This is a genomic window from Aminobacter sp. Y103A, assembly GCF_030294925.1.
Classification (GTDB): Bacteria; Pseudomonadota; Alphaproteobacteria; order Rhizobiales; family Rhizobiaceae; genus Aminobacter; species Aminobacter ciceronei.
Map to the genome: position 1 here is coordinate 742,259 of NZ_AP017986.1, position 25,468 is coordinate 767,726.

Consider the following 25,468-nt stretch of genomic DNA (forward strand, 5'->3'; position numbering starts at 1 on the left):
GGAATCTGTTGGACGAGATGAACGATCGCACCTGCATCGTCACGCGCAAAAGCGCCGAACCGGATGATCTGATCCGTTTCGTCGTCGGCCCGGATTCGGCCGTCTATCCCGATCTCAAAAGAAATCTGCCCGGCCGCGGTTGCTGGGTGACGGCCGACCGCCTACATATCGACAAGGCGGCGGCCAAGGGCATGTTCGCCCGTGCCTTCAAGGCGCAGGTCGTCGTGCCGCCCGATCTGGGCGCAATGGTGGATAATCTGCTCGCCCGGTCAGCACTTGGCTCGCTTGGGCTTGCCCGCAAGGCCGGTCTGGTGGCACTAGGTGCCGCCAAGGTCGACTCCACGGTCCGTGCCGGCAAGGCGCTTCTGGTACTCCATGCTTACGAGGGCGCCGAGGATGGCGTCCGCAAGATCACCCAGGCCCGCAAGGCCACAGTGCATATCGGCGGGCCTGCCACGCCCGCTTACAAACTTTTTTCGGAAGCGGAATTGGGTTTGGCATTGGGGGCAACAAATGTGATACATGCTGCCGTCCTCGCGGGAGAAGCGGGCAAGGCGGTCGCGAAGCGCATGGTTGCGCTTGACCGATATCGGGGCGGATCCCCGGATGATCTGGCAATGATTGCGGCGATTGCCTACGACGATGATGCCGCAGAGGATATGGAATGAGCGATAGCAAATCGGGCGATGACAACACGTTGAGCGTCACTCCGAAGAAGACCTTGACGCTGAAGCGCCCGGGATCGGAGCAGGGAACGGTACGCCAGAACTTCTCGCACGGCCGCACCAAGCAGGTCGTCGTGGAGACGAAGAAGCGCAAGTTCTCCATGCCCGGCGACAAGCACGAGCCGACGCCGACGGCACAGACTGTTTTCGCGCCCAAGCCCCAGCCGGCAGCGCCCGCGCCGGCAGCTCCGGTTGCGCCCGTGGCAGCAGCGCCTGTTGCTCCGACGCCGGTCGCGGCAGCTCCTGCGCCCAGGCCTGCCCCGACGCCCGCGCCCGCGCCCGCCGCGAAAGAGGCACCGCGGCCTGCGCCGCGCCAGCCCGAGCGCTCGGGCATGGTGCTGAACTCATTGTCGCGCAGCGAGATGGACGCCCGTCGTCGTGCGCTCGAAGGCTCGGTCGCGCGAGAACAGGAAGATCGCGCCCGTGCTGCCGAAGACGCACGCCGCCGTGCCGAAGAAGACGAGCGCCGCCGCAAGGAGCGCGAGGATTCGGCTCGCCGCCAGGCGGAGGAGGAAGCCCGCCTCAAGACCGAGGCTGAATCCCGCCGCCGCGCCGAGGACGAAGCCCGCCGCCGTGCGCCGGCCGCTGCCCTCGAAGCCAATGTGCCTGACGAAGTGGAAGCCAAGCCGAAGGGCCGCGTTGGACCCGGTGCTGCAACCGCATCGCCGATCCGCCGCGTTGCGACCCCGGAGATCGCCCGTCCGGCCAAGACCAAGACCGAGGACGACCGTCGTCGTGGCAAGCTGACGCTCAACACGGCGCTGTCTTCCGCGGATGGCGACGCACGTTCGCGTTCGCTGTCGGCGATGCGTCGCCGCCAGGAGAAGTTCAAGCGTGCGATGCACCAGGAGACGCGCGAAAAGATCGTGCGCGAGGTCATCCTTCCTGAGACCATCACGATCCAGGAACTGGCCCAGCGCATGTCCGAGCGCGCCGTCGAGGTCGTCAAGTTCTTCATGAAGCAGGGCCAGATGCTGAAGCCGGGCGACGTCATCGACGCCGATACGGCCGAGCTGGTGGCTGGCGAGTTCGGCCACACGGTCCGCCGCGTTGCTGAGTCCGACATCGAAGAAGGCCTGTTCGACATCGCCGATCACAGCACGACGCTTGTGTCGCGTCCGCCTGTGGTCACCATCATGGGCCACGTCGATCACGGCAAGACGTCGCTGCTCGATGCCATCCGCAATGCCAATGTCGTGTCGGGCGAAGCCGGTGGCATCACCCAGCACATCGGCGCCTACCAGGTCGAAAAGAACGGTCAGAAGATCACCTTCATCGACACCCCCGGCCACGCCGCCTTCACGGCGATGCGTGCCCGTGGCGCCCAGGCGACCGACATTGCGATCCTGGTGGTTGCGGCCGACGACAGCGTCATGCCGCAGACCATCGAGTCGATCAGCCATGCCAAGGCTGCCGGCGTGCCGATCATCGTTGCGATCAACAAGATCGACAAGCCGTCGGCGAACGCCCAGAAGGTCCGCACCGAGCTGCTGCGCCACGAAGTCTTTGTGGAATCGATGGGCGGTGAAGTTCTCGACGTCGAGGTTTCGGCGAAGAACGGCACCAATCTCGACAAGCTGCTCGAAGCGATCCTGCTGCAGGCCGAAGTTCTCGACCTGAAGGCCAACCCCGACCGTACGGCCGAGGGCGTGGTCATCGAAGCCAAGCTCGACAAGGGCCGTGGTCCGGTTGCGACCGTGCTCGTCCAGACCGGTACGCTGCTGCCGGGCGACATCCTCGTCGCCGGCGACCAGTGGGGCCGTGTCCGTGCCCTGGTCGACGATCGTGGCAACCGCCTCGAAGAAGCTCCGCCGTCGATGCCGGTCGAAATTCTCGGCCTCCAGGGAACGCCTCAGGCTGGCGACCGCTTCGCGGTCGTCAACAACGAGGCCCGCGCCCGCGAGATCACCGAGTACCGCCAGCGTCTGGCGCGCGACAAGGCTGTCGCCAAGCACGCCACCCAGCGCGGCTCGCTCGAGCAGATGATGTCGCAGCTGCAGTCGTCCGGCCTCAAGGAGTTCCCGCTCATCATCAAGGGTGACGTGCAGGGCTCGGTCGAAGCGATCATCGCAGCGCTCGACAAGCTCGGCACCGACGAGGTGCGTGCGCGCATCGTCCATTCGGGCGCCGGCGCGATCACCGAAAGCGATGTCACGCTCGCCGAAACGTCGGGTGCTGCAATCATCGGCTTCAACGTCCGCGCCAATGCGCAGGCACGTCACGCCGCTGAGCAGCAGGGCATCGAGATCCGCTACTACAACATCATCTACAGCCTTGTGGATGATATCAAGGATGCGATGTCGGGCCTGCTGTCGCCGGAGCGTCGCGAGACCTTCATCGGCAACGCCGAAATCCTCGAAGTCTTCAACATCACGAAGACGGGCAAGGTTGCGGGCTGCCGTGTCACCGAAGGCAAGGTCGAACGTGGTGCCGGCGTTCGCCTCATCCGCGACAACGTTGTCATCCACGAAGGCACGCTCAAGACGCTCAAGCGCTTCAAGGACGAAGTCTCCGAAGTGCCGGTCGGCCAGGAATGTGGTATGGCCTTCCAGAACTACGAGGACATGCGTCAGGGTGACATCATCGAGTGCTTCCGCGTCGAGATGATTACCCGGAGGCTCTAAGCCTCTGGCATTAGTCTAGTCATTTGGACGGTGGCCGTTCGGCCGCCGTCCGTTTTCGTGCAGCAGGATGTGCGGTTCCATTCCGCCTCCTGCGACATATGGATTTTCAGGACCATGTCGCGTTTTCAGAGTTCAGGCCCATCCCAGCGCCAGCTTCGCGTCGGCGAGCAGGTGCGTCATGCGCTGTCCGAAATGCTCCCGCGCGGAGAAATCATCGATCCGGTGATCGAAACGACAGTCATCTCGATCACCGAGGTGCGGATGTCGCCCGATCTCAAGATCGCCACAGCCTTCGTGTCGCCGATCGGCGCCAAGGACCCGGACGCGGTCATCTCGGCACTCAACAAATACGCCAAATTCATCCGTGGCCGCGTTTCATTTGCCCTCAAGCAGATGAAATACATGCCGGAATTCCGTTTCCGGCTGGACACCAGTTACGACAATTTCGCCAAGATCAACGATCTGCTGCGCTCGCCCGAAGTGGCGCGCGACCTCGACGGCGAAGAAGACAAGGAAGACTGACATGTCGCGTCGCGGCAAGAAGAAAGGCCGGCCCGTCTCCGGCTGGCTGGTGCTGGACAAACCGGTGGGCATGGGCTCGACCGAGGCCGTCTCCAAGATCAAGTGGCTGTTCAACGCCGAGAAGGCCGGACACGCCGGAACCCTCGACCCGCTCGCCTCCGGCATGCTGCCGATCGCGCTCGGCGAAGCCACCAAGACCGTGCCTTACGTCATGGATGGCGCCAAGGTTTACCGCTTCACCGTCTCGTGGGGCGAAGAGCGCTCGACCGATGACCTGGAAGGACCGGTAACCAAGACCTCGGACAAGCGTCCGTCCGAGGAAGAGATCCGCGCCGTCATGCCGAAATATACCGGCGTCATCATGCAGACGCCGCCGCAGTTCTCGGCGATCAAGATCGCCGGCGAACGCGCCTATGACCTCGCCCGTGAGGGCGAGACCGTCGACATTCCGGCCCGCGAGGTCGAGATCGGCCGTCTCGAGATCATCGAAAACAGTGCTGATCGCACCGTATTCGAGATCGATTGCGGCAAGGGCACCTATGTCCGCTCGCTTGCCCGCGACATGGGACGGGATCTCGGCTGCTTCGGCCACATCTCCGAGCTTCGCCGCACCGAAGTCGACCCCTTCACGGCAGAGGACTTCGTCACCATTGCCGAGCTCGAGGCGGCTCGCACCGCCGGCCAGCCGGAAGGCGAAGACGGCAAATGGGACTTCACAGCGATCGATGAATTTGTCGTCGACACCTCGGCGGCACTCGACTGCCTGCCGCAGGTCGCCGTGACCGACGAAGCCGCCTCCAAGATCAGGCTCGGCAACCCGGTCATCGTTCGCGGCCGCGATGCCCCTGTCGAGGCCGAGGAAGCCTGCGCCACCGCGCGCGGCAAGCTCGTCGCCATCGGCGCCATCGAGCAGGGCATGTTCAAGCCCAAGCGGGTGTTCACTGCCTGACGCTTGTCTGCCGGTGCCGTTTCCGCTTGGATCGCTGACATGATTCCGCGAGCGAGGCGAAATGGCACTGGCTGAACCCAACGGCAATCGTCGCCATCGCCAGCACGCACGGCCGCCGGTCGGCGCGTCACCCGGCACGCTGATCGCCGATCCGTCGGCGCGCCAGTCGGCGCTGAACCTGACGCTGATCTCACCTGATACCTGCGAGTTCGTCGACGACGCCAGCCTTGATGACGTCGAGGCGGCTTGCAACAACTGGCCGTTGATCTGGCTCGACTGCGTCGGGCTCGCCAATATCGGCCTGATCGAGGAGATCGGCAGGATCTTCCACCTGCACACGCTGGCACTCGAGGATGTGGTCAACACAGGCCAGCGCTCCAAGGCCGACTTCTTCGACGAGCATGCCTTCTTCGTACTGTCGATGATCGACGACGCCAGGACCAGCCGCTACGAGCAGATTTCGTTCTTCTTCGGCGACAAGTTCGTCGTCACCTTCCAGGAGCGCGAGGGCGACCCGTTCGAGCCGGTGCGCCAGCGCATCCGCACCTCCAATCCGAGCCGCCTGCGCCATCGCAAGGCCGATTATCTTGCCTATGCGTTGATCGATGCGGTGGTGGACAGCTACTTCCCGATTGCCGATGCCACCGGCGACAAGGTCGACGCCATCGAGGACGAGCTGCTAGCCGCGCCCAGGAAGCAGCACATCAGCCAGCTGCACGGCTTGCGCCGGGCAACCAGCCTGCTCAAGCGCACGATCATGCCGTTGCGCGACGCCCTGACGACACTCATCCGCTCCGATGCCCCCTTCATCACGGCCGAGACGAAGGTCTATTTCAACGACACGCTCGACCATGCCATCCGTCTCGCCGAAACGGTCGAATCCCAGCGCGAAACGATGATCGGCCTGATCGAGATGCAGCTGTCGCTATCGCAGTCACGGACCAACGAGATCATCGGTGTGCTGACCATCGTCTCGGCGATCTTCATCCCGCTGACCTTCCTCGCCGGCATCTGGGGCATGAATTTCGACCCCGCCAGCTCGCCCTGGAACATGCCTGAGCTGCTATGGCCCTACGGCTATCCGGCGGCGCTTGGCTTCATGGCCTTTGTCGCGATCTCGCTGGTGCTGTTTTTCCGCTGGCGCAAATGGCTCTGAAGCGCGGCCCGGAGCCGGCTTGCGAATGGGACTGGCTTTTGTTGCCAAATTCCACTATATGCGCCGCAACATCGCGCTTTTGAGCGCCTTGTTCGATTGGCCCCAGCTGGACGACATCCCGGCCGAGGGCGTCCCGTTTCCTCCAGATTGAAAGGAAAACACGATGTCGATCACTGCAGAGCGCAAGGCCGAGCTTATGGCTCAGTTCGCAACCGCCAAAGGCGACACCGGTTCGCCGGAAGTCCAGGTTGCCATCCTCTCCGAGCGCATCAAGAACCTGACCGAGCACTTCAAGGACCACAAGAAGGACAACCACTCCCGTCGTGGTCTTCTGGCGCTCGTCTCCCTGCGTCGTTCGCTGCTTGACTACCTCAAGCGCAAGGATGACGCACGCTATCAGACGCTGATCGAAAAGCTCGGTCTGCGCCGCTGATGAATTGACCGGCGGGTTCTCCCCCAGGGGAGGACCCGCCGGTCGCGCATTCGGGCCATCCTCATCGGTGGTCCATCGGTCCGATCTCGCCACAGGGGCGGGGTCGCGCTGAAAAAGGTTCCGGAGCGCCGCAGCGACGCGCCCGAACCGCCCATGGGCGGTCATGGGGCAGGATTGCAGGACGTTCGGCCGGCCGCATTTGCGGCCATTTCTCCCGCCGAGCTTCTTGTTGTCTTGCCCGTGGCTGGCCAAACCGAAGCCAAGGCGCGAGCGGAAGACCAGGAGGTTTTCCTATGGCGCGCCGAACAAGCCAGGGAATTGGCGCGCCGAGATGCGGCGTCGACCGTTCCCGCCACGAAGGACAGAATATGTTCAATCACCACAAAGTTGAAATCGAATGGGGCGGCCGTCCGCTCATCCTCGAAACCGGCAAGATCGCGCGCCAGGCCGATGCCGCCGTGCTCGCCACCTATGGCGAAACCGTCGTCCTCGCCACCGTCGTTTCGGCCAAGGAGCCGAAGCCGGGCTTCGACTTCTTCCCGCTGACCGTCAACTACCAGGAAAAGACCTACGCAGCCGGCAAGATTCCTGGCGGCTACTTCAAGCGTGAAGGCCGTCCGAGCGAGAAGGAAACGCTGGTTTCGCGCCTGATCGACCGTCCGATCCGCCCGCTCTTCGCCGAAGGCTACAAGAACGACACCCAGGTCGTCGTCACCGTCGTTCAGCACGACCTCGAGAACGACCCTGACATCCTGTCGATCGTCGCCACCTCGGCTGCGCTGACGCTTTCGGGCGTGCCCTTCATGGGCCCGATCGGCGGCGCGCGCGTCGGCTACATCAACGGCGAATATGTGCTCAACCCGCACATCGACGAGATGCAGGAATCGAAGCTCGACCTCGTCGTCGCCGGCACTGACGCCGCCGTGCTGATGGTCGAGTCGGAAGCCAAGGAACTGGCTGAAGACGTGATGCTCGGCGCCGTCATGTTCGGTCACCGTGGTTTCCAGCCGGTCATCGACGCCATCATCAAGCTGGCCGAAGTGGCCGCCAAGGACCCGCGCGACTTCACCTCGCCCGACAATTCCGATCTCGAAGCCGAGATGCTGAAGATCGTCGAAGGTGAACTGCGCGACGCCTACAAGATCACCGACAAGCAGGCCCGCTACGCCGCCGTCGACGCGGTCAAGGCCAAGGTCAAGGCAGCGTTTGCCGCTGAAGGCGAGGAAGCTCCGAAGTGGTCGTCCGAGAAGGTTGCCACCGTGTTCAAGGAGCTCCAGGCCAAGATCGTGCGCTGGAACATCCTCGACACCGGTTCGCGCATCGACGGCCGCGACCTCAAGACGGTCCGCGCGATCGTCTCCGAAGTCGGCGTCTTGCCGCGCACCCACGGCTCGTCGCTGTTCACCCGCGGCGAGACCCAGGCGTTGGTCGTTGCCACGCTCGGCACCGGCGAAGACGAGCAGTATGTCGACTCGCTGACCGGCATGTACAAGGAGAAGTTCCTCCTTCACTACAACTTCCCCCCCTACTCGGTGGGTGAGACCGGCCGCATGGGTTCGCCCGGCCGCCGTGAAATCGGCCACGGCAAGCTCGCCTGGCGCGCTGTCCGCCCGATGCTGCCGGCTGCCGAGCAGTTCCCCTACACGCTGCGCGTCGTCTCCGAGATCACCGAGTCGAACGGCTCGTCGTCGATGGCCACCGTCTGCGGCACCTCGCTGGCGCTGATGGATGCCGGCGTTCCGCTGCAGAAGCCGGTTGCCGGCATCGCCATGGGCCTGATCAAGGAAGGCGAGCGTTTCGCCGTCCTCTCCGACATCCTGGGCGACGAGGATCACCTCGGCGACATGGACTTCAAGGTTGCCGGCACGACCAACGGCATCACTGCGCTGCAGATGGACATCAAGATCGACGGTATCACCGAAGAGATCATGAACATCGCGCTCGGCCAGGCCAAGGACGGCCGCCTGCACATCCTCGGCGAAATGTCGAAGGCTCTGTCGGAAGGCCGCAAGGAACTCGGCGAATTCGCTCCGCGCATCGAGGTCATGCACATCCCGACCGACAAGATCCGTGAAGTCATCGGTTCGGGCGGCAAGGTCATCCGCGAGATCGTCGAGAAGACCGGCGCCAAGATCAACATCGAGGACGACGGCACGGTCAAGATCGCTTCGTCGAACGCCAAGGAGATCGAGGCGGCCAAGAAGTGGATCCACACCATCGTGGCCGAGCCGGAAGTCGGTGAGATCTACGAAGGCACGGTCGTCAAGACCGCCGACTTTGGCGCTTTCGTCAACTTCTTCGGCCCGCGCGACGGCCTCGTCCACATCTCGCAGCTTGCCAACGACCGCGTTGCCAAGACCTCGGATGTGGTCAAGGAAGGCGACAAGGTCTGGGTCAAGCTGATGGGCTTCGACGAGCGCGGCAAGGTCCGCCTGTCGATGAAGGTCGTCGACCAGGCCACCGGCAAGGAAATCGTCAAGAAGGCCGAAGGCGAAGAAACCGCCGCTTGACAGGCTTGTAATCTGATAGGAAACGGGCGCGCCGCAAGGTCGCGCCCGTTTTCGTTTTGAGTTGGCCGGACAGAGGCACAGTTTGCGGAACAGGCGTTCCTTCGCTCCCTCTGGCGGTCATCCCCCGCAAGGTGGGAGATCGGCAGCTGCTGTCGCTGTGCTGATGCTTGCGATGTTGCCGGTTGGCGCCGGCGGGCGTGCTTGGCCAATCTGCCCATGCGGGGGAGGTGTCCGGCAGGCCAGAGGAGGGGAAGAAACACGATGTTTGAGGATCGGCCATGCCACGCGACGCACTGAAAACCCTGTTCTATCCCTTCGAGGCCGAGCTGTTGGCGATGCCGGGGCAGGGCATGCGTGCCCTGTTCATTGGCGCTGAGCCGGGCTTCAGGAAGCCGCAGGGCTTCGACGCCAGGCTTTCCCTTGTCCAGGGCTTCCGCCCGCATGTGCTGGCCCTGGCGGCGGCCGGACACGGTGTTGCGGCGCGCGCCGAGGACGACGGTTTCGACATTACCCTGGTGCTGGCCGGGCGTCATCGCGGGCTCAACGAGCTGCGTGTCGCCGAGGCGATCGAACGCGTTGCGCCGGGCGGGCTGATCGTCGTTGCCGGCGGCAAGGAGGACGGCATTTCGAGCTTGCGCAAGCGCCTTGGCGGTTTGCTCGAGATCGAGGACCATTTGCCCAAATATCACGGCACGGCGCTGTGGTTCCACCGAACCGCCCAGGCCGAGGCGGCCGCAGCAACCTTGCGCGCCGACAATCCCGAAGTGCTGGTCGAGGGCCGCTTCCGCACCGCGCCCGGCATGTTCTCCTTCGAGCGCATCGACGCAGGCTCGCGCCTTCTGGTCGACAACCTGCCCGCCGACATCAAGGGCAAGGTCGCCGACTTCTGCGCCGGCTGGGGTTATGTCGCGGCGGAGGTGGTTTCGCGTGCGAAGGAGCTCAAGGCGCTCGACCTGTTCGAAGCCGATTTCGAGGCACTGGAGGCAGCCAGGTCCAACGTGGCGGCCACATCCGTCCAGCCTGGCTTCCACTGGCAGGACCTCGCCAAGGAGCCTGTCGAGCGGCGCTACGACGTGGTGGTGATGAACCCGCCCTTCCACCAGGATCGCGACGCCGATCCCGAGATCGGCCACCGCATGATCAAGGCGGCGGCCGCGGCGCTCAAGCCGGGCGGGCGGCTGTTCATGGTGGCGAACCGCCACCTGCCCTACATGCCCGTTTTGGCGCAGGCTTTCTTCTCGGTCGAGGAAATCGCCGTCGACAACGCCTTCAGGGTCTATTCCGCCAAGCGTTGAGGTTGGGCATCGGCGCCAGGCGCGGAACCGCCATCAGGCCACGGCGCTGACGGGGGTCAGTGCAGATGGGCGATGCCTTCGGTGCCCTGGGTCAGTGCCGGGTCGCCGAGGCTGAGCGGCGCGGGCCGCCCGTAGAAATAGCCCTGGACCTCCTGGCAGCCGGCAGCCCTGAGCAGGGTCGCCTGTGTCTCCGTTTCCACGCCCTCGGCAATGGTGCGCACGCCGAGTGCCCTGGACAGGCCGACGATCGTCGACACCACGGCGCCCGAATTGCTGTCGGTCTCCATGCGGCTGACGAAAGAACGGTCGATCTTCAGCTTGTGGAACGAGAAGTCGATCAGATAGGCGAGGTTCGAGTAGCCGGTGCCGAAATCGTCGACTGCCACCGAGATGCCCATGGCGGTCAGCTGCTTCAGGATGGACGCCGCGCGATCGCGGTCCTGCATCATCGCCGATTCGGTCAGTTCGAGTTCAAGCCGCTTCGGCTCGATGCCGGTGTCCTTGATGATGCGCTCGACGATGCCGACGAAATCGCGGGTCATGAACTGCACCGGCGAAATGTTGACGGCAACGAAGCAATCCTCCGGCAGCAAACGGGCGTCGGTGCAGGCCTTGCGCAGCACCCATTCGCCGATCGGCGCGATCATGCCGGTCTCCTCGGCGACCGAGATGAACTCGACCGGCGGGATCATGCCACGCTCGGGGTGGCGCCAGCGGATCAGCGCCTCATAGCCGACGACGCGGCCCGACGTCAGGTCGAGCTGCGGCTGGTAGTGCAGGTCGAAATCGCCCCGTTCGAAGGCGCCGTGCAGCTCCGATTCGATCCACCGGCGGTGGTCGGCTACCCGGCCCATTTCGGGCTGGAACACGGCCCAGTCGCCGATGCCGCTGGCGCGCGCATTCTGCAGCGCAAGGTTCGAGCGGCGCAGGAGTACGACCGGGTCGTAGCCGTCCTTGGGCATGGCCACGACGCCGACGGAGACGTTCACCGACTGCTGGTGCGACGGCAGCTGGTACGGCCGCATCAGGTCGTGGATCAGGCGCCCGATCAGCGTGTCGAGCGAACAGCGCAGCATCTGGTCGGGATAGAGGATGGCAAACTCGCCGGCGCCGATACGACCGATGACCATGTCGCGCGGCAAAGCCGCCTTGAGCCTCGCGGTAAAAGCGCGGATCAGCGCGTCGCCATTGCTGTAGCCGATGGCGTCGTTGATCTGCTTGAAGCGGTCGATATCGATGTCGATAAGGAACATCGGCTTGCCGGTACGGGCCGTGGACGACGCTGCCTCGGCGATCTTGCCGACCATCGCGGGCCGCGCCAGAAGCCCGGTCAGCTTGTCGAAATGCGTTTCGTTGAAGACGAAATCAGCCGATTCGTCGACGCCGGCGAAGAACGACATTGCGGCGATCGAGGCGGCAAGCGCGCAAAGGGCTGCGATAACAGCGCTGATCGCGTCGCCCGACATGTCGCCGACATTGTTACCAAGGCCAAGCCTCAGGACCCACAGGCCCAGCACAAAGCTGCCCATGCCGGAAGCGGCGATGGTAATGAGCCGAAACGTGGAGCTTCGACGGGGATTCCTGGCGGCAGGCATGCTGATTTTCCTAACTTGCGCGGCATTTCTACCGATTCGCTCGTTAAGATCGATTTTGACGATTGTCTACAATTTTACCAGCAGGCGTTTTTGTTTCCGCGCCACGCGCCCCGTCCGGATGCGAGAATGGCGCCGCATATCCTGAAGTCGAGCTCGACCATGCTCGAAAATCGACGCCGATTTTCGAGGGGAGGGCGCTAGTCGCGCCCGCCATCCATCTGCTTGAGCTCGTCCAGCGTCGGCATCGAGACGATGTGGTAGCCCGAATCGACGTAGTGGATCTCGCCTGTCACGCCCGACGACAGGTCGGACAACAGGTACAGCGCCGAGCCGCCGACCTCTTCGAGGCTGACCGTGCGGCGCAGCGGCGAGTTGCGCTGCTGATAGGTGAACATGTGGCGCGCATCGGCGATGCCGGCACCCGCAAGCGTGCGCACCGGTCCGGCCGAGATGCCGTTGACCCGGATGCCGCGCGGGCCGTAGTCGTTGGCGAGGTAACGGACGCTGGCCTCGAGGCCAGCCTTGGCGACGCCCATGACGTTGTAGTTCGGCATGACGCGGACAGAGCCGGCATAGGTCAGGGTGATCATCGAGCCGCCGTCGTTCATCAGCGCCGCCGCGTGCTTGGCGACCTCGGTGAAGGAGAAGCACGAGATCACCATGGTGCGCACGAAGTTCTCGCGCGTGGTGTCGGCGTAAAGGCCCTTGAGCTCGTTCTTGTCGGAGAAGCCGATGGCGTGCACCAGGAAGTCGATGCCGCCCCACTTTTCCCTGAGCGTCTCGAAGGCGGCAGCCACCGAAGCGCTGTCCTCGACGTCACACGGCACCAGGATCTCGGCGCCGACCTTTTCTGCCAGCGGCTTGACCCGGCGGCCGAAAGCTTCGCCCTGATAGGTAAAGGCGAGTTCGGCGCCATGCTCGGCAAGCTTCTGTGCGATGCCCCAGGCAATCGAATGGTCGTTCGCGACGCCCATGATGAGCCCGCGCTTGCCCTTCATCAATCCGTCCATGTCGGTGTCCCTATGCCGAGAGGCGCTGGAAAACGAGCGTGGCGTTGGTGCCGCCGAAACCGAAGGAGTTGGACAGCACGGTGTCGATCTTGGCGTCGTCGATGCGCTTGCGCACGATCGGCATGCCTTCGAATTCCGGGTCCAGCTCTTCGATATGCGCGCTTTCCCCGATGAAGCCGCCCTGCATCATCAGGATCGAATAGATCGATTCCTGCACGCCGGCTGCACCCAGCGAGTGACCGGTCAGCGACTTGGTCGAGGTGATGTTCGGCAGCTTGCCGGCGAAGACTTCGCGGATGGCGCCCATTTCCTTCGAATCGCCCACTGGCGTCGAGGTGCCGTGGGTGTTGATGTAGTCGACCTCACCCTTCACCGTCGACAGCGCCTGGCGCATGCAGCGCATCGCGCCTTCGCCCGACGGCGCGACCATGTCGTAGCCGTCAGAGGTCGCACCGTAGCCGACCAGTTCGCAATAGATCTTGGCGCCGCGCGCCTTGGCATGTTCGAGCTCTTCGAGCACCAGCACGCCGGCACCACCGGCGATGACGAAGCCGTCTCGGTTGAGGTCATAAGCGCGTGAAGCGACCGAGGCGCGGTCATTGTATTTGGACGACATCGCGCCCATGGCGTCGAACAGGTTCGACATGGTCCAGTCGAGGTCCTCGTGGCCGCCGGCGAACATGACGTCCTGCTTGCCCCACTGGATCATCTCCGCAGCATTGCCGATGCAATGCGCCGAGGTCGAGCAGGCCGACGAGATCGAATAGTTGACGCCGTGGATCTTGAACCAGGTGGCGAGCGTCGCCGAAGCGGTCGACGACATCGCCTTCGGCACCGCGAACGGTCCGATGCGCTTGGGGGAATTGTTCTTGAGCGTGATTTCCGACGCTTCGACGATGGTGCGCGTCGACGGACCGCCCGAGCCCATGATGATACCGGTGCGCGGGTTGCCGGAGACGACGCTCTCTTCGAGGCCGCTGTCGGCGATCGCCTGCTTCATGGCGACATGGTTCCACATGCCGCCCTGCGACAGGAAGCGGGCGGCGCGACGGTCGACCAGCTCGGTCGTGTCGAGATTGGGCGCGCCCCAGACCTGGCACTTGAAGCCGTGTTCGGCGAAATCGTTGGAGAAGCTGATGCCGGACTTGGCGTCCCGCAGCGATGCCGTGACCTCGTCGGCATTGTTGCCGATGGACGATACGATACCAAGGCCCGTTACGACGACGCGTCTCATTCAGATTTTCCTTTCAGAATGTCCGGCGGCCTCAGGCCGCGGCTTCCTGCTTCGAGAGCCCGACCTTGAGGTCGGTGGCCTTGTATATGGTCTCGCCATCGGCTTTCAACCAGCCGTCAGCGATGCCCAGGACCAGGCGGCCGCGCATCACGCGCTTGAAATCGATGCCGTATTCAACCTTCTTGACCGAAGGCGTCACCATGCCCTTGAACTTCACCTCACCGGTGGAAAGGGCCATGCCCTTGCCCTGCTCGCCGAGCCAGCCGAGGTAGAAGCCGGTCAGCTGCCACATGGCGTCGAGGCCGAGGCAGCCCGGCATGATCGGGTTGCCGATGAAGTGGCAAGGGAAGAACCAAAGGTCCGGCTTGATGTCGAACTCGGCGCGGGCAAAGCCCTTGTCGAACTCGCCGCCGGTCTCGCTGATCTCGGTGATGCGATCGAACATCAGCATCGGCGGAGCAGGCAATTGGGCATTGCCGGGTCCAAACAGCTCACCGCGGGCGCAAGCCAGCAGCTCCTCGTAGCCGTAGCTGGATTTCTGTTCGGCCATGAACACCTTCCCGTCATCGTTTTGGGCGGTGCCACGCCCTTCTTGTGTGCTCTCACTAGCACAGACTGTCTCAAGCCGGAAACCGGCGTTTGCGATTAACGCGCCCATCCGCCTGGGTCAATGCGCGCTATTGATCGCATTTGAGCTACAGAATATATGTCAACCATAGCTTGCCGGCTGCCGATCAGATTTTGCGCGCTTGCGGGCTTAATATGGGGCGAAGGCAAAACTTCGACGAGGCGACGAGTGGATTCCCACAAGGCAAGCATTGCTGTGGAAATGCGTGTCCGCGACGCGGGGCTGAGGCCCACGCGTCAGCGTATCGCTTTGGCTGAACTGCTGTTTGCCAAGGGCGACCGGCACCTTTCCGCCGAGGAACTGCATGAAGAAGCCTTGTCGGCCGGTGTGCCGGTGTCGCTTGCGACCGTCTACAACGCGCTGCACCAGTTCACGGAGTCAGGCCTTCTGCGCATCCTGGCCGTCGAGGGGTCGAAGACCTATTTCGACACCAACACCTCTGACCATCACCACTTCTACATCGAGGGCGAGAACCGCATCTTCGACATCGAGTCGAATTCGGTTTGTGTGTCCAACCTGCCGGAACCTCCGGAAGGCATGGAAATCGCCAATGTCGATATCGTGGTCAGGCTGAGGCCCAAGCGCCCGGCCTGACCGGGAGCCTGCAGCCGCTCTTTTCGATTGATCGCTCAGCCGCGTTCGCCGCGCGCCCGGAGACAGCCGGGCGTCGACGATCAGTTCTCGATGCTTTCGCCCGGGTAGGCGCCCCAGACCTGCGACTGGTTGAGCCAGCCGCTGGTGCCGGCAAACGACATCTCGCACCATGTGCCGTTGCACTGCTTGATCGAGCCGACGACGCCGGGGTCGATGATGGCGACAGTGCGCGCGCCGTTCTCGGGCTTGGCGAGCAGGTTGAGCTGCGCCGGCTTGCCACGCTGCCAGGGGGCCGTCATCGCGGTGCGGTGACCAGACAGCAGCGACTGGTTGATCCAGCCCTCTGCACCTTCGGAATCGCGCACGCGGCGCCAGTTGTCATATTCCTGGATGATTTCCATCGGCAGGCCCGGCTTCATATAGAGCCAGTCGACCGGATAGTTGACGCCGGGACCGATGCGCGAATTGACCTTGCCCGACTTGAGACTGACGAATCGCGGCAACGGCAGGCCGCTGGGGCCGATCGTCCCATTCGGGGCGGCCGTGGCCGGGCCGACGAAACCGCTATCGGGCGAAACGAAAGCAAGGCCGATCAGGGCAGCGCTGACGGCCAGACGGAGCGACGCGAAACCAGACACTTCCGTAACCTCTGTTTGAACTTGGTGCCCTTTAGGCGGACACCCTTTTTCTTTGTCTTCGGCGGCACTGCTTGTTACACAGATTACCACTCATGGATCGGATTGCAGTTTCGCCGGTCTTGGTTAAAGAGGTCTCAACGAGATCTTCGTCGAGGATAGAATGGCCGGTCGAAAAAAGCCTCTCGTCGTCATTACGCGCAAGCTGCCCGACCAGGTCGAGACGCGGATGCGCGAACTCTTCGACGCGCGGCTGAATGTCGACGACCGGCCGATGAGCCAGCCGGAGCTGGTGGCGGCGGTCAAGGAAGCCGACGTGCTGGTACCGACTGTGACCGACACCATCGACGCCGCCCTGATCGAGCAGGCCGGCCCCAACCTCAAGCTGATCGCCAATTTCGGCAATGGCGTCGACAAGATCGACGTCACCGCCGCCGCCAAGCGCGGCATCACCGTCACCAACACGCCGAACGTCCTGACCGAAGACACCGCCGATATGGCGATGGCGCTGATGCTCGCCGTTCCACGCCGCCTGACCGAGGGTGCCAGTGTTCTCACCGGCGACAAGAAATGGGCCGGCTGGTCGCCGACCTGGATGCTCGGCCGCCGCATCGGCGGCAAGCGCCTCGGCATCGTCGGCATGGGGCGCATCGGCACCGCGGTTGCCCGCCGCGCCAAAGCCTTCGGTCTGTCGATCCATTACCACAACCGCCACCGTGTGCTGCAGTCGGTCGAAGACGAGTTGGAGGCGACCTATTGGGAAAGCCTCGACCAGATGCTCGCCCGCATGGACATCATCTCGATCAACTGCCCGTCGACGCCGGCGACCTTCCATCTGCTGTCGGCCCGCAGGTTGGCGCTGATGCAGCCGCACGCCTATCTCGTCAACATCGCCCGTGGCGACATCATCGACGAGGACGCACTGGTCAAGATGCTGCAGGACGGCAAGCTTGCGGGGGCCGCCCTCGACGTCTTCGAGCATGAGCCGGCGGTCAACCACAAGCTGCTCAAGCTTGCCGCCCGCGGCAAGGTGGTGCTGATGCCGCATATGGGCTCGGCCACCATCGAGGGCCGCATCGACATGGGCGAAAAGGTCATCATCAACATCCGCGCTCACGTCGACGGCCACCGCCCGCCGGACCGGGTGCTGCCGCTGAGGACCTGAGCGGACGCGATTTTCGCTGCGTCCCTCGAGGCTCGCCTCTTGGGCTCGCACCTCTGGATGAGGAAGGTCGTCGCTTTTCAGCTTGCCGCCTCGATGGTCCAGAACTTGGTGCGGAGTGCTCCGACTGCCCCATCCAGAGGTGCGAGCCCTCATCCACCTTGCATGGTTGGGGCTATGGGCTGGCGGCGGCCTCGAAGGACGCACGGCCCAGCCGCCCGCTTCAGTTGGAAACGCTGATCGCCCCATCAGCACCAACCTGCAGCTGCCTTCCCTCGAACGCGGCGAACATCTCCCGCGGCAGCCTCACCGCCACCGGTGTCTCCCAACCCATCTCTCGCGCCACGATCAGCCCGAGCAGGAGGATGGCGTCGGGCTCGTGCAGCACCAGTGCCGCCGGCGCATGACCGGCATGGACAAGTTCCATCAGTACGGCTGATGCCGACGAAGAGCCGATAGTGCCAGGCAAAAACAACACCTTGCCCGACATGCTCTGACCGCATTCGGGATGGCGTACGTCGGCGATGCGCCCGGATTTTGGATCGACGCCGCCCCAGAAGCTGATCGGCGCCGACAGCACCAGTGCCGGGCCTTGACCCGGCTTGCCTGCGACGAGGATGTTGCCGCGTGCGCTCACGAGCCGAGCCTCGCAAACACCGGCCGCCCGGTGACGGCACTTTCGACGCAGTCGGCGAGCGAGCCATAGAGCACGGCGTAGCCGGTGTTTCCGGGTGCATAATGGGCGAACTTTCCCGAATTGGTCATCAGCACGCCGCCGGCACTGTCAGGCAGGATCGGCGTCACCACCACGCAGGTATCAGTGACGATGACCACGCCGAGCGCTTCCAGCGCCTTGCGCTGGCCGTTGCGGTCGAGCTCGGCCAGCACATGTCGGCCGGTGCAGGCATGGATCGGTACGGCAAGCCGCCGACCAGCCATCAGCCGTTGCAGCGCGCCGAACTCGTCAAGCGACAGATGGGGGCTGCCGATGGCGACGGCGTCGATGCGCTCGGTGTTGCCGGCTGTCGAAAGCCTGGCCTGGGCGGAGGCGACCATGGCGGCCGTTACCAGGATCGTGATCTCGGCTGTGATGCCGCCCAGCGCCGTTTCGGCATCGGGCGCTTCCGGGGTGACGCCGTCAATATGGAACAGGCCGACCGCACCAGACGATGCGGCCGCAGCACCAAAGGCCTTGAGCGCGTCCTCGCCGGGGTTTCGTGGTATCCCCGTCACCACGCCGACGGCATTGCCGGCCTCGCGGCCATAAAGGCTGCCGAGCACCGGCCAGGCGATTTCAGAGGCGAGGAATTCGGGGGGCAGGGCGGAAACATCGAAAACCAGCGTCGCGCGGCGGTTCTCCTTGAGGTGCAGGCCATAGTCGGGCGCGCGGCCCGAGATCGCGCAGGCGATGTCGAGGAAGTCGCCATAGCGGTTGGTGCGGGCGCCAAGCACCGAGTTGCAGAAGACGACAGCGTTCGATTCGCCCCAGGCGACGTCGCTGCCGAAGGCAGGGCGGTGGCCGGCCTGGTAGGGCGCGCAGGTCCAGCTCTGCTCGCAGCCGAGCTTGCGGTAGGCCTCCATCATCCGACGCGCCATCGACCGTTGCGGCTCTTCGAGGCGCACGCGCGAGCAGCCCATGAGATCGAGCGCGCCGACATTGAGCGTCGAGCGCACAGCCACTTGGGCGCCGCCTTCGACCAGCCGTTCGGCGAACAGCGTGCCCGAATCGCCGTGATAGAGCGCACCGTCTATATGCGCCGAGGCGATTGGGATCAGCCTGGGCGCGCCGAGAAGGGACGCACTTTCGGCGACGATGCGCATCGCCATGGCAGCGCCATCGGCCCCGCCGGCGATTCTCCGTTCGTCGGCGGTGAGAGCGAGACTCACCGAAGCGTCTTTCGAAAGGTGATCGAGGTCGGGCGGTCGAAGCCGTCATGCGCGGTACGCTCGAACTCGACGAAGCCCATTTTGGCAAAGGTAGCGTGGTTGGCAGCGAGCTCGATTCGCGTTTGCAGATCGAGCACCGGCTTGCCCCGCTCTGCGGCATGGCGCTCGGCCGCCAGCATCAGCGCCCGGCCGATGCCAAGGCCGCGAGCGCTGTCGTCGACGGCAAGCTTGCCGACATAGATGACATCGTCCCGCTCGGCGGCGAAGATGCAGCCGACAAGCCGTCCGTCCAGGGTGGCGATGAAGCCGACCTCATCCCCGGCCTTGTCGCGCAGACTGGCTGCAGTCAGCCGATGCGCCGAGGACGGCGGGTCGATGACGCCGTCCATATAGGCGAAGGCGCGCATGATCAGGCCGAGCAACTCGTCCCAGCGGTCGAAAGCCTGCGTCAGCCGCGCGATGTCAGCTTTGCCTGCCATGGTTCAGGAGGCTTTGTAGCGCACGGTGTCGAAACGTGCACCGAGCGCATCGTAGAGCAAAAGCCGGCCGACAAGCGGCTCGCCGATGCCGGTAATCAGCTTGATCGCCTCCATTGCCTGCAGCGTGCCGATCACGCCGGTCAGCGCGCCGAGCACGCCGGCCTCGGCACAGGACGGCACCAGCCCCGCCGGCGGCGGCTCGGGAAAGAGGTCGCGATAGGTCGGGTTCTTGCGGCCTTCGGCGTTCGTCTCGAACGGCTTCAAAACGGTGATCGAACCGTCGAAGCGTCCCACAGCGGCATGTACCAGCGGCCGCCTCACCTCGGCTGCGGCATCGGCCACGGCATAACGCGTCTCGAAGTTGTCGGAGCCGTCGATGACCATGTCGTAACCGGCGATCAGCTCGGCAGCGTTCGCCGAGGTCAGCCTGAGCTTGTGCAATTGGACCGTCACATGCGGGTTGATGCGGGCAATGGTTGCGGCGGCACTGTCAGCCTTGGAGATGCCGACTGAATCAGTGGCGTGGATGATCTGGCGCTGCAGGTTGGACAACGAGACATGGTCGTCGTCGACGATTCCAAGCGTGCCGACGCCGGCCGCTGCGAGATATTCGAGCACCGGGGCGCCGAGCCCGCCGGCACCAATCACCAGCACGCGTGCGCGCTTCAACTTCTGCTGGCCCGGCCCGCCGATCTCCGGCAGCACGATATGCCTGGCGTAGCGTTCGAGTTCTTCAGGGGAGAGCGGGGCTGGCTGGTTCATGGCGCTACCATATCGCCACGGCTTGTGCTTGTCAGTCGGATAGCCGCGCGAACTATCGGTCCAGACTATCGGGCAACGGCGTTTCGCTGACGCTGCCATGGTCGACGGTCAGGAACTGCGCCCGGCCGGCGAGGCTTGAAAACAGGCTGGGCTCGGTGCCGGTCATGAAGGCCTGGCAATTGAGCTCTTCGAGGATTTCGAACAGTGCCGCGCGCCGTCCGGCATCGAGATGGGCGGCGATCTCGTCTAGCAGCAGGATGGGAGCAGCACCCGCCATCTCGCCGGTGAGGCGGGCATGCGAAATGACGATGCCGACCAGCAAGGCCTTCTGTTCGCCGGTCGAGCACAGCTCCGCCGGCATGGATTTCGGCTTGTGGCGCACGACGAGATCGGAGCGGTGCGGGCCTTCGAGCGTGCGTCCCGCCGCGCGGTCGCGCTCGCGCCCGCCGGCCAGGGCCTGGCGGAAACGCTCCTCCAGCTCCACCGCCGGCATGTCGCCGATGCTCTGTTCGAGCGTACCGGCCAAACTCAGCTCGGCTTGCGGGAAAGGGCCGGTTTCCGGCATTCGCCCGATCATCGCCGTCAGAAGTCGCACCATCTCGACGCGCGCGGCGGCGATCGCGGCACCCGTCTCGGCCATCTGGATCTCGATCGCATCGAACCAGGCGTTGTCGCGCCGGTCTTCGGACAGCAGGCGATTGCGGCCGCGCATCGCCTTTTCATAGTCGAGCGCGCGCTGGCCATGCGCCGGGTCGATCGCCAGCACCAGCCGGTCGAGAAAACGGCGACGGTCGCCGGCCGGCCCGGTGAACAGCGCGTCCATCGACGGCGTCAACCACACCACGCGTAGCCATTCCAGCATGTCGTCGGCCTTGGCGGCGGCACCATTGATGCGCACGCGGCGCCCGGCCTCGCCTACAGCGTCCGGCGTCGTGCCCGTGCCCAGCTCGGCATCTCCGAACGGCCCCTCGATCGCCGCATGCACGGCAAAGGCACCCGCGCTGCTTTCGCGGGCGACGTCGGGATAGGGCGCACGGCGCAGGCCGCGTCCCGGCGTCAGGAAGGAGATGGCTTCGAGAAGGTTGGTCTTGCCGGCACCATTCTCGCCGGTGAACACCACCGCGCCCGGCCTGAGGTCGAGCGAGAGCGAGCTGTAATTGCGGAAGTCGGTAAGCTGAAGCTTACCGATATGCGTCGAGGGGATGCGCTTCCGCGTCTCCCCCGTATCTGGCTCCAACACGGGCGTGTGGGCGCTACACGCGCATCGGCATCAGCACGTAGAGAGCGTTCTCGTCGGCTGTGTCGTGGATGAGCGTGGGCGACCCGGCATCGGCCAGCATGAAGCGGGCTTCGCTGCCCTTGAGCTGGGCGGCAACGTCGAGCAGGTACTTGGCGTTGAAGCCGATCTCGATCGGGTCCGAGGAATAGTCGGCGGCCAGCTCTTCGACGGCGCTGCCCGAATCGGGATTGTTGACGGCCAGCGTCACCAACCCGTCGGCGATCGACAGCTTCACCGCGCGGCCACGCTCGGACGAGATCGTCGAGACACGGTCGACGGCAGCAGCAAAGCTCTGGCGGTCGATGATCAGCTTCTTGTCGTTGCCGCTCGGAATGACGCGCTGATAGTCGGGGAAGGTTCCGTCGATCAGCTTCGAGGTCAGGATCACGCCGCCGATGGTCAGGCGCATCTTGGTGTCGGAAATCTCGGTGGTGACGGCGACGTCCGGATCGTCGATCAGCTTCTGCAGTTCGGAAACGGTCTTGCGCGGAATGATGATGCCCGGCATGCCCTCGGAGCCGGCCGGCGCCTCGACCTCGGCGCGCGCCAGGCGGTGGCCGTCGGTGGCGACCGCGCGCAGCATCAGCTTGCCGCCGCTCTCATGCGTGTGCAGGTAGATGCCGTTGAGATAATAACGCGTCTCTTCGGTCGAGATGGCGAACTGGGTCTTGTCGATCAGGCCCTTGAGCGCGTTGGCGTCGAGCCGGAAGATGTGGGAGAAAGTGCCGGCGGAAAGCTCGGGGAAATCCGACTGCGGCAGGCACTGGAGGCGGAAGCTGGAGCGGCCAGACACCACCGACATGGCGTTGCCGTCCTCGTCGGTCTTCAGCATCACTTCGGCGCCGTCAGGCAGCTTGCGCACGATGTCGTAGAGCAGGTGCGCGGGAACCGTGGTCGCGCCGCCCTGTTCGACGGAGGCCGGTGTTGCTTCCGAGATCTCGAGATCGAGGTCGGTCGCCTTCAGTTCGAGGCTCGCGCCATTGGCCTGCAGCAGCACGTTGGACAGGATCGGAATGGTGTTCCGGCGCTCGACCACGCGGTGCACGTGGTTCAGGGACTTCAACAGGTTGGAGCGTTCCAGGATAACACGCATGACGAAACAGGCTCGCTTGTTTGAAGGTGCGGGCTCGCGGGCTCGAATGCGCCCGGGAAAGCCCGCAACACGATCGGAATTCACCTGAGTCTGACAGGAAAAACGGCGGAAAGGCAAGCCCGCGCGACGACTTGGCGGCCGTGGCGCGGGCGTTCTGGGGATAAGTCGCAGGCGTCAATCCGTCGCCTGCGTTTGCAGCCCGTCAGGCCTGGTCGTTGATCAGCCGCCTCAACAGTTCGAGCTCCTGGGCGAGCGTGTTGTCGCCGCCCGACAGATCCTCGATCTTGCGCACGGCATGCAGCACCGTGGTGTGGTCGCGACCACCGAAACGCCGGCCGATCTCGGGCAGCGAACGCGGCGTCATCACCTTCGACAGATACATCGCGATTTGGCGCGGCTTGACGATGGTGCGGGTGCGGCGGTTCGACAGAAGCTCGGTCTTCGACACGTTGTAGTGCCGCGCCACGATGCGCTGGATGTCTTCGATGCGCACGCGCTTCGGCTCGCCGGAGCGGTAGATGTGGCCGAGAATCTCGTCGATGCGCTCGATCGACAGCTGCGGCTCGAACGACTGGCGGAAGATCAGCTGGTTGAAGGCGCCTTCCAGCTCACGGCCCGAGCCGGTCACGGTGCGGGCGACATGGGTGAGGATCTCCTCGTCCATGGCAAGGTTGGGGTCTTCGTGCTTGGCGCCGGCGAAGCGCAGCTTGAGCATGCCAAGGCGCATGCCGAAGTCCGGTGCCGACATTTCGAGCGCCACGCCGCCATTGAGGCGCGAACGCACGCGCGGCTCGAGCGATTCCAGTTCCGCCGGCGGCCGGTCGGCCGCAACCACCACCTGCTTGGCCGAATCGAGCAGCATGTTGATGAGATGGCAGAACTCGTGCTGGATCGACTTGCCCTGCAGGAACTGCATGTCGTCGATGATGAGCAGGTCGATGTCGCGCAACTGTTCCTTGAGCGTCAGCGCGTTGTTGTCGCGGATCGCGGTCGCAAAGCGCCACATGAAGTATTCGGCCGTCAGGTAGACGACACGCGACTTCGGGTTCTGGCGCAGCGATTCTGCGGCGATTGCCTGCAACAGGTGCGTCTTGCCGAGACCGACGGTGGCGTGGAGGAACAGCGGGTTGAAGCGCGAGTTCGATTCCGCCACAGCACGCGCCGCTGCAAGGGCCACCCGGTTGGACGGGCCTTCGACGAAGGACTGGAAGGTGTAGCGCGGGTCGAGCGGCGAGCCGAGCACGCTCTGCTTGAATTCCTGGTCGGCGGTGCCGTTGCGCACCGGGGCAGGGCGCTCGGCAGCGCGCCCTGCAGCCACGGTGCTGGTGGCAAGGGCGGTCTGCGCCTGGCGCACCGGCTTGCGCAGTGCAGCCGTGTCGGCTTCCACGCCGGGGCGCGCCGTGCGGGTTGCCGTGCGGATGATGATCTCGAGCTTCAGCAGCCCAGGCTCTTCCTGGCGCCAGAGTTCGGAAATGAGATCGAGATAATGGCTGTTGATCCAGGAGCGCAGGAAAGCCGTCGGCACCGAGAGGCGCACGATGCCCTTCGAGGTCTCCGCAAGCTTCATGCGGCCGAACCAGCTTGAGAAGACCTCGCTGCCCAGGCGTACCTGAAGCTGCGTCTTGACCCGGTCAAAATTCTTCTCTGCGGCGCTGGTTGCTGCCACTTCATTGCCCTCGATCAGTTCGCCGGTAAAAAGAAAGCCCGCATTTGCTTCCCTTTCGATGCCGCTTTGCATTGTTTGCAATCCCTAACCTTCGGTCCTCGTTGCCGAATGGGGACGCGCCGCTCGCGTCTCCATCGGTGTATGTTCATTCGGGATGCTTGCCGTTTCCGGCGGAGCCCCAGTCACCTTCGCCTAGCGCCATGCAGCGCTTTCGGAAGGCCAGTGCCGCGGGGGCGGCAGCACCAGGCAAATGCGTAGCCACCCGGCGAAATCGCCGGTGCGATGCAAAGTCACCATGCCGTGTATCCCCACACGCCCCAAGTATACTTCGAAGTGGGCATACCTCCCCCGGACGCGGATTCCATCCACGCCGAGAACGCCGCCGATTTTGTGGCTTTGCAGAGGGCTTGCTGCCCGTCCCTTCGATAAAAAGACCTTACAAAAATCGCTGTGGACGAGGCAAGGCCGAGTCTAACCCGTTTTTAATGAATCTGCTTACCTCGGCTCCGGATTCAAAGCTTGCCGGTACCCCTCAAAGGGACAAAGCCGTTGTGATTCAAACCCTTTTCCGGGGATCGAAAAAAACCGCACGCCGGCCGAAATATTTTTAAAAGAATCCGCTTGACACCAACTTGTCCCCCGAGCCCTGCGGGCAGCTTGAACAAGCTGTGGATGACCATTCGCAAGTCTTTGAAATTGATAGGTAATTTCTGCCAGCCCGAGTCTGGTTGTAGGGCTACTTCTAACAGTTGTAGTTATCAGAATAGCCGCATATGCCGGCAAAATTTCGACCCCCTGCAGACCCTGCTTGGACGGCCCTTCGGATGGGTTTTTCGGCCCCCATCCGGCAAAAGAAAAACCCGGCTGGTTAGGCCGGGTTGATCAGAAATCCAATTGCTTGCAGGGCTTAGGCGGAAAGCGCCTTGAGCCGCTGTGCCAGGCGCGAAACCTTGCGCGAGGCGGTGTTCTTGTGCAGCACGCCCTTGGTGGCGGCGCGCATCAGTTCCGGCTGGGCGGCGTTGAAGGCGGCTTCCGCCTTTGCCTTGTCGCCCGAGGCCAGTGCCTCTTCGACCTGGCGGACATAAGTCCGGACGCGCGAGCGGCGGTTCTTGTTGACCGCTGCGCGGCGGGCGATCTTACGCGTTGCCTTCTTGGCCGAGGAGGTATTGGCCATGGTGCCTCTCTTTGGTCTCTAGGTGGGCGCCCGCGGGTATCCGTAGAGCGCAAAAA

General features: G+C 64.0%; 23 protein-coding genes. 10 read left to right on the forward strand and 13 right to left on the reverse strand.

What is annotated here, in order from left to right; translation table 11 throughout:
• The first annotated feature begins 17 nt into the window (after positions 1-17).
• The 8 genes from Amn_RS03580 to Amn_RS03615 all read left to right on the forward strand — a co-directional run bounded on the left by Amn_RS03580 (position 18) and on the right by Amn_RS03615 (position 10,214).
• The gene (locus tag Amn_RS03580; protein WP_067965752.1) at positions 18-668 is read left to right on the forward strand and encodes an RNA-binding protein; all 651 of its coding nucleotides are present in this window, start codon (positions 18-20) and stop codon (positions 666-668) included.
• Entirely contained in the window at positions 665-3,349 is a 2,685-nt protein-coding gene (gene infB / locus Amn_RS03585; protein WP_286294588.1) for a translation initiation factor IF-2, read from the forward strand. Before Amn_RS03580 ends, infB begins: the two co-directional genes overlap by 4 nt.
• A gap of 114 nt (positions 3,350-3,463) precedes the next feature.
• Entirely contained in the window at positions 3,464-3,871 is a 408-nt protein-coding gene (gene rbfA, locus Amn_RS03590; protein WP_067954438.1) for a 30S ribosome-binding factor RbfA, read from the forward strand.
• Between the two features lies 1 nt (position 3,872).
• On the forward strand, positions 3,873-4,820 hold the full coding sequence (gene truB, locus Amn_RS03595; protein WP_263005041.1) for a tRNA pseudouridine(55) synthase TruB: 948 nt from the start codon (positions 3,873-3,875) through the stop codon (positions 4,818-4,820).
• A 61-nt stretch (positions 4,821-4,881) separates the two neighbouring features.
• Positions 4,882-5,976, forward strand: coding sequence for a magnesium/cobalt transporter CorA (gene corA / locus Amn_RS03600; protein ID WP_286294590.1), 1,095 nt, complete (start codon positions 4,882-4,884; stop codon positions 5,974-5,976).
• A 163-nt stretch (positions 5,977-6,139) separates the two neighbouring features.
• Positions 6,140-6,409, forward strand: a complete 270-nt coding sequence (gene rpsO / locus Amn_RS03605; protein ID WP_154385943.1) for a 30S ribosomal protein S15 — start codon at positions 6,140-6,142, stop codon at positions 6,407-6,409.
• A gap of 368 nt (positions 6,410-6,777) precedes the next feature.
• The gene (pnp, locus tag Amn_RS03610) at positions 6,778-8,919 is read left to right on the forward strand and encodes a polyribonucleotide nucleotidyltransferase (RefSeq protein ID WP_154385942.1); all 2,142 of its coding nucleotides are present in this window, start codon (positions 6,778-6,780) and stop codon (positions 8,917-8,919) included.
• Between the two features lie 278 nt (positions 8,920-9,197).
• Positions 9,198-10,214, forward strand: coding sequence for a class I SAM-dependent methyltransferase (locus tag Amn_RS03615; protein WP_067954430.1), 1,017 nt, complete (start codon positions 9,198-9,200; stop codon positions 10,212-10,214).
• A 56-nt stretch (positions 10,215-10,270) separates the two neighbouring features.
• On the opposite strand, the gene Amn_RS03620 is transcribed toward Amn_RS03615, so the two are convergent.
• The 4 genes from Amn_RS03620 to fabA form a co-directional block, all read right to left on the reverse strand.
• Positions 10,271-11,809 (reverse strand): putative bifunctional diguanylate cyclase/phosphodiesterase, encoded by a 1,539-nt coding sequence (locus Amn_RS03620; RefSeq protein WP_154385939.1) that lies wholly within the window; start codon positions 11,807-11,809, stop codon positions 10,271-10,273.
• Positions 11,810-12,006: 197 nt separating this feature from the next.
• Positions 12,007-12,819, reverse strand: coding sequence for an enoyl-ACP reductase FabI (fabI, locus tag Amn_RS03625; protein WP_067954426.1), 813 nt, complete (start codon positions 12,817-12,819; stop codon positions 12,007-12,009).
• Between the two features lie 10 nt (positions 12,820-12,829).
• A complete protein-coding gene (fabB, locus tag Amn_RS03630; protein ID WP_067954424.1) occupies positions 12,830-14,053 on the reverse strand; it encodes a beta-ketoacyl-ACP synthase I in 1,224 nt (407 codons plus the stop codon).
• 31 nt (positions 14,054-14,084) lie between these two features.
• The gene (fabA, locus tag Amn_RS03635; RefSeq protein WP_067954422.1) at positions 14,085-14,603 is read right to left on the reverse strand and encodes a 3-hydroxyacyl-[acyl-carrier-protein] dehydratase FabA; all 519 of its coding nucleotides are present in this window, start codon (positions 14,601-14,603) and stop codon (positions 14,085-14,087) included.
• A 273-nt stretch (positions 14,604-14,876) separates the two neighbouring features.
• Here fabA and irrA point away from each other — a divergent pair, with 273 nt between their 5' ends.
• Positions 14,877-15,275 (forward strand): iron response transcriptional regulator IrrA, encoded by a 399-nt coding sequence (gene irrA, locus Amn_RS03640; protein WP_371746543.1) that lies wholly within the window; start codon positions 14,877-14,879, stop codon positions 15,273-15,275.
• An 80-nt stretch (positions 15,276-15,355) separates the two neighbouring features.
• Here irrA and Amn_RS03645 read toward each other — a convergent pair whose 3' ends face one another.
• Positions 15,356-15,913 carry an SH3 domain-containing protein gene (locus Amn_RS03645; RefSeq protein ID WP_182575142.1) on the reverse strand — a complete coding sequence of 186 codons (558 nt, stop codon included), beginning with the start codon at positions 15,911-15,913 and terminating at the stop codon, positions 15,356-15,358.
• 160 nt (positions 15,914-16,073) lie between these two features.
• Here Amn_RS03645 and Amn_RS03650 point away from each other — a divergent pair, with 160 nt between their 5' ends.
• On the forward strand, positions 16,074-17,075 hold the full coding sequence (locus tag Amn_RS03650; protein ID WP_067954416.1) for a 2-hydroxyacid dehydrogenase: 1,002 nt from the start codon (positions 16,074-16,076) through the stop codon (positions 17,073-17,075).
• A gap of 220 nt (positions 17,076-17,295) precedes the next feature.
• Here the strand turns inward: Amn_RS03650 and Amn_RS03655 are convergent, their stop codons facing one another.
• The 8 genes from Amn_RS03655 to rpsT all read right to left on the reverse strand — a co-directional run bounded on the left by Amn_RS03655 (position 17,296) and on the right by rpsT (position 25,412).
• Complete coding sequence (locus tag Amn_RS03655; protein ID WP_067954414.1) at positions 17,296-17,709, reverse strand: aconitase X swivel domain-containing protein; 414 nt, start codon at positions 17,707-17,709, stop codon at positions 17,296-17,298.
• Positions 17,706-18,959 (reverse strand): aconitase X, encoded by a 1,254-nt coding sequence (locus Amn_RS03660; RefSeq protein ID WP_182575141.1) that lies wholly within the window; start codon positions 18,957-18,959, stop codon positions 17,706-17,708. Before Amn_RS03660 ends, Amn_RS03655 begins: the two co-directional genes overlap by 4 nt.
• A complete protein-coding gene (locus Amn_RS03665; protein WP_286294592.1) occupies positions 18,956-19,438 on the reverse strand; it encodes a GNAT family N-acetyltransferase in 483 nt (160 codons plus the stop codon). The genes Amn_RS03660 and Amn_RS03665 overlap by 4 nt, the downstream gene beginning before the upstream one ends.
• Positions 19,439-19,441: 3 nt before the next feature.
• Positions 19,442-20,200, reverse strand: a complete 759-nt coding sequence (locus Amn_RS03670) for a molybdopterin-synthase adenylyltransferase MoeB (protein ID WP_286294593.1) — start codon at positions 20,198-20,200, stop codon at positions 19,442-19,444.
• Positions 20,201-20,252: 52 nt separating this feature from the next.
• A complete protein-coding gene (gene recF / locus Amn_RS03675; protein ID WP_286297834.1) occupies positions 20,253-21,404 on the reverse strand; it encodes a DNA replication/repair protein RecF in 1,152 nt (383 codons plus the stop codon).
• A gap of 49 nt (positions 21,405-21,453) precedes the next feature.
• Entirely contained in the window at positions 21,454-22,572 is a 1,119-nt protein-coding gene (gene dnaN, locus Amn_RS03680) for a DNA polymerase III subunit beta (RefSeq protein WP_067954407.1), read from the reverse strand.
• A gap of 202 nt (positions 22,573-22,774) precedes the next feature.
• Positions 22,775-24,310, reverse strand: coding sequence for a chromosomal replication initiator protein DnaA (gene dnaA / locus Amn_RS03685; protein WP_067954401.1), 1,536 nt, complete (start codon positions 24,308-24,310; stop codon positions 22,775-22,777).
• Positions 24,311-25,145: 835 nt separating this feature from the next.
• Positions 25,146-25,412: a 30S ribosomal protein S20 gene (gene rpsT / locus Amn_RS03690; RefSeq protein WP_067965745.1), complete on the reverse strand. Its 267-nt coding sequence runs from the start codon at positions 25,410-25,412 to the stop codon at positions 25,146-25,148.
• Positions 25,413-25,468 lie beyond the last annotated feature (56 nt).

Excerpts from the sequence above, each read along its gene's own strand:
- fabI (WP_067954426.1), bottom strand. The coding sequence starts at position 12,819 with ATGGACGGATTGATGAAGGGCAAGCGCGGGCTCATCATGGGCGTCGCG.
- Amn_RS03650 (WP_067954416.1), top strand. The coding sequence starts at position 16,074 with ATGGCCGGTCGAAAAAAGCCTCTCGTCGTCATTACGCGCAAGCTGCCC.
- pnp (WP_154385942.1), top strand. The coding sequence starts at position 6,778 with ATGTTCAATCACCACAAAGTTGAAATCGAATGGGGCGGCCGTCCGCTC.
- rpsO (WP_154385943.1), top strand. The coding sequence starts at position 6,140 with ATGTCGATCACTGCAGAGCGCAAGGCCGAGCTTATGGCTCAGTTCGCA.
- Amn_RS03620 (WP_154385939.1), bottom strand. The coding sequence starts at position 11,809 with ATGCCTGCCGCCAGGAATCCCCGTCGAAGCTCCACGTTTCGGCTCATT.
- truB (WP_263005041.1), top strand. The coding sequence starts at position 3,873 with ATGTCGCGTCGCGGCAAGAAGAAAGGCCGGCCCGTCTCCGGCTGGCTG.
- corA (WP_286294590.1), top strand. The coding sequence starts at position 4,882 with ATGGCACTGGCTGAACCCAACGGCAATCGTCGCCATCGCCAGCACGCA.
- rpsT (WP_067965745.1), bottom strand. The coding sequence starts at position 25,412 with ATGGCCAATACCTCCTCGGCCAAGAAGGCAACGCGTAAGATCGCCCGC.
- dnaA (WP_067954401.1), bottom strand. The coding sequence starts at position 24,310 with ATGCAAAGCGGCATCGAAAGGGAAGCAAATGCGGGCTTTCTTTTTACC.
- Amn_RS03580 (WP_067965752.1), top strand. The coding sequence starts at position 18 with ATGAACGATCGCACCTGCATCGTCACGCGCAAAAGCGCCGAACCGGAT.
- Amn_RS03670 (WP_286294593.1), bottom strand. The coding sequence starts at position 20,200 with ATGAACCAGCCAGCCCCGCTCTCCCCTGAAGAACTCGAACGCTACGCC.
- infB (WP_286294588.1), top strand. The coding sequence starts at position 665 with ATGAGCGATAGCAAATCGGGCGATGACAACACGTTGAGCGTCACTCCG.
- fabA (WP_067954422.1), bottom strand. The coding sequence starts at position 14,603 with ATGGCCGAACAGAAATCCAGCTACGGCTACGAGGAGCTGCTGGCTTGC.
- rbfA (WP_067954438.1), top strand. The coding sequence starts at position 3,464 with ATGTCGCGTTTTCAGAGTTCAGGCCCATCCCAGCGCCAGCTTCGCGTC.
- Amn_RS03615 (WP_067954430.1), top strand. The coding sequence starts at position 9,198 with ATGCCACGCGACGCACTGAAAACCCTGTTCTATCCCTTCGAGGCCGAG.
- Amn_RS03665 (WP_286294592.1), bottom strand. The coding sequence starts at position 19,438 with ATGGCAGGCAAAGCTGACATCGCGCGGCTGACGCAGGCTTTCGACCGC.
- fabB (WP_067954424.1), bottom strand. The coding sequence starts at position 14,053 with ATGAGACGCGTCGTCGTAACGGGCCTTGGTATCGTATCGTCCATCGGC.
- dnaN (WP_067954407.1), bottom strand. The coding sequence starts at position 22,572 with ATGCGTGTTATCCTGGAACGCTCCAACCTGTTGAAGTCCCTGAACCAC.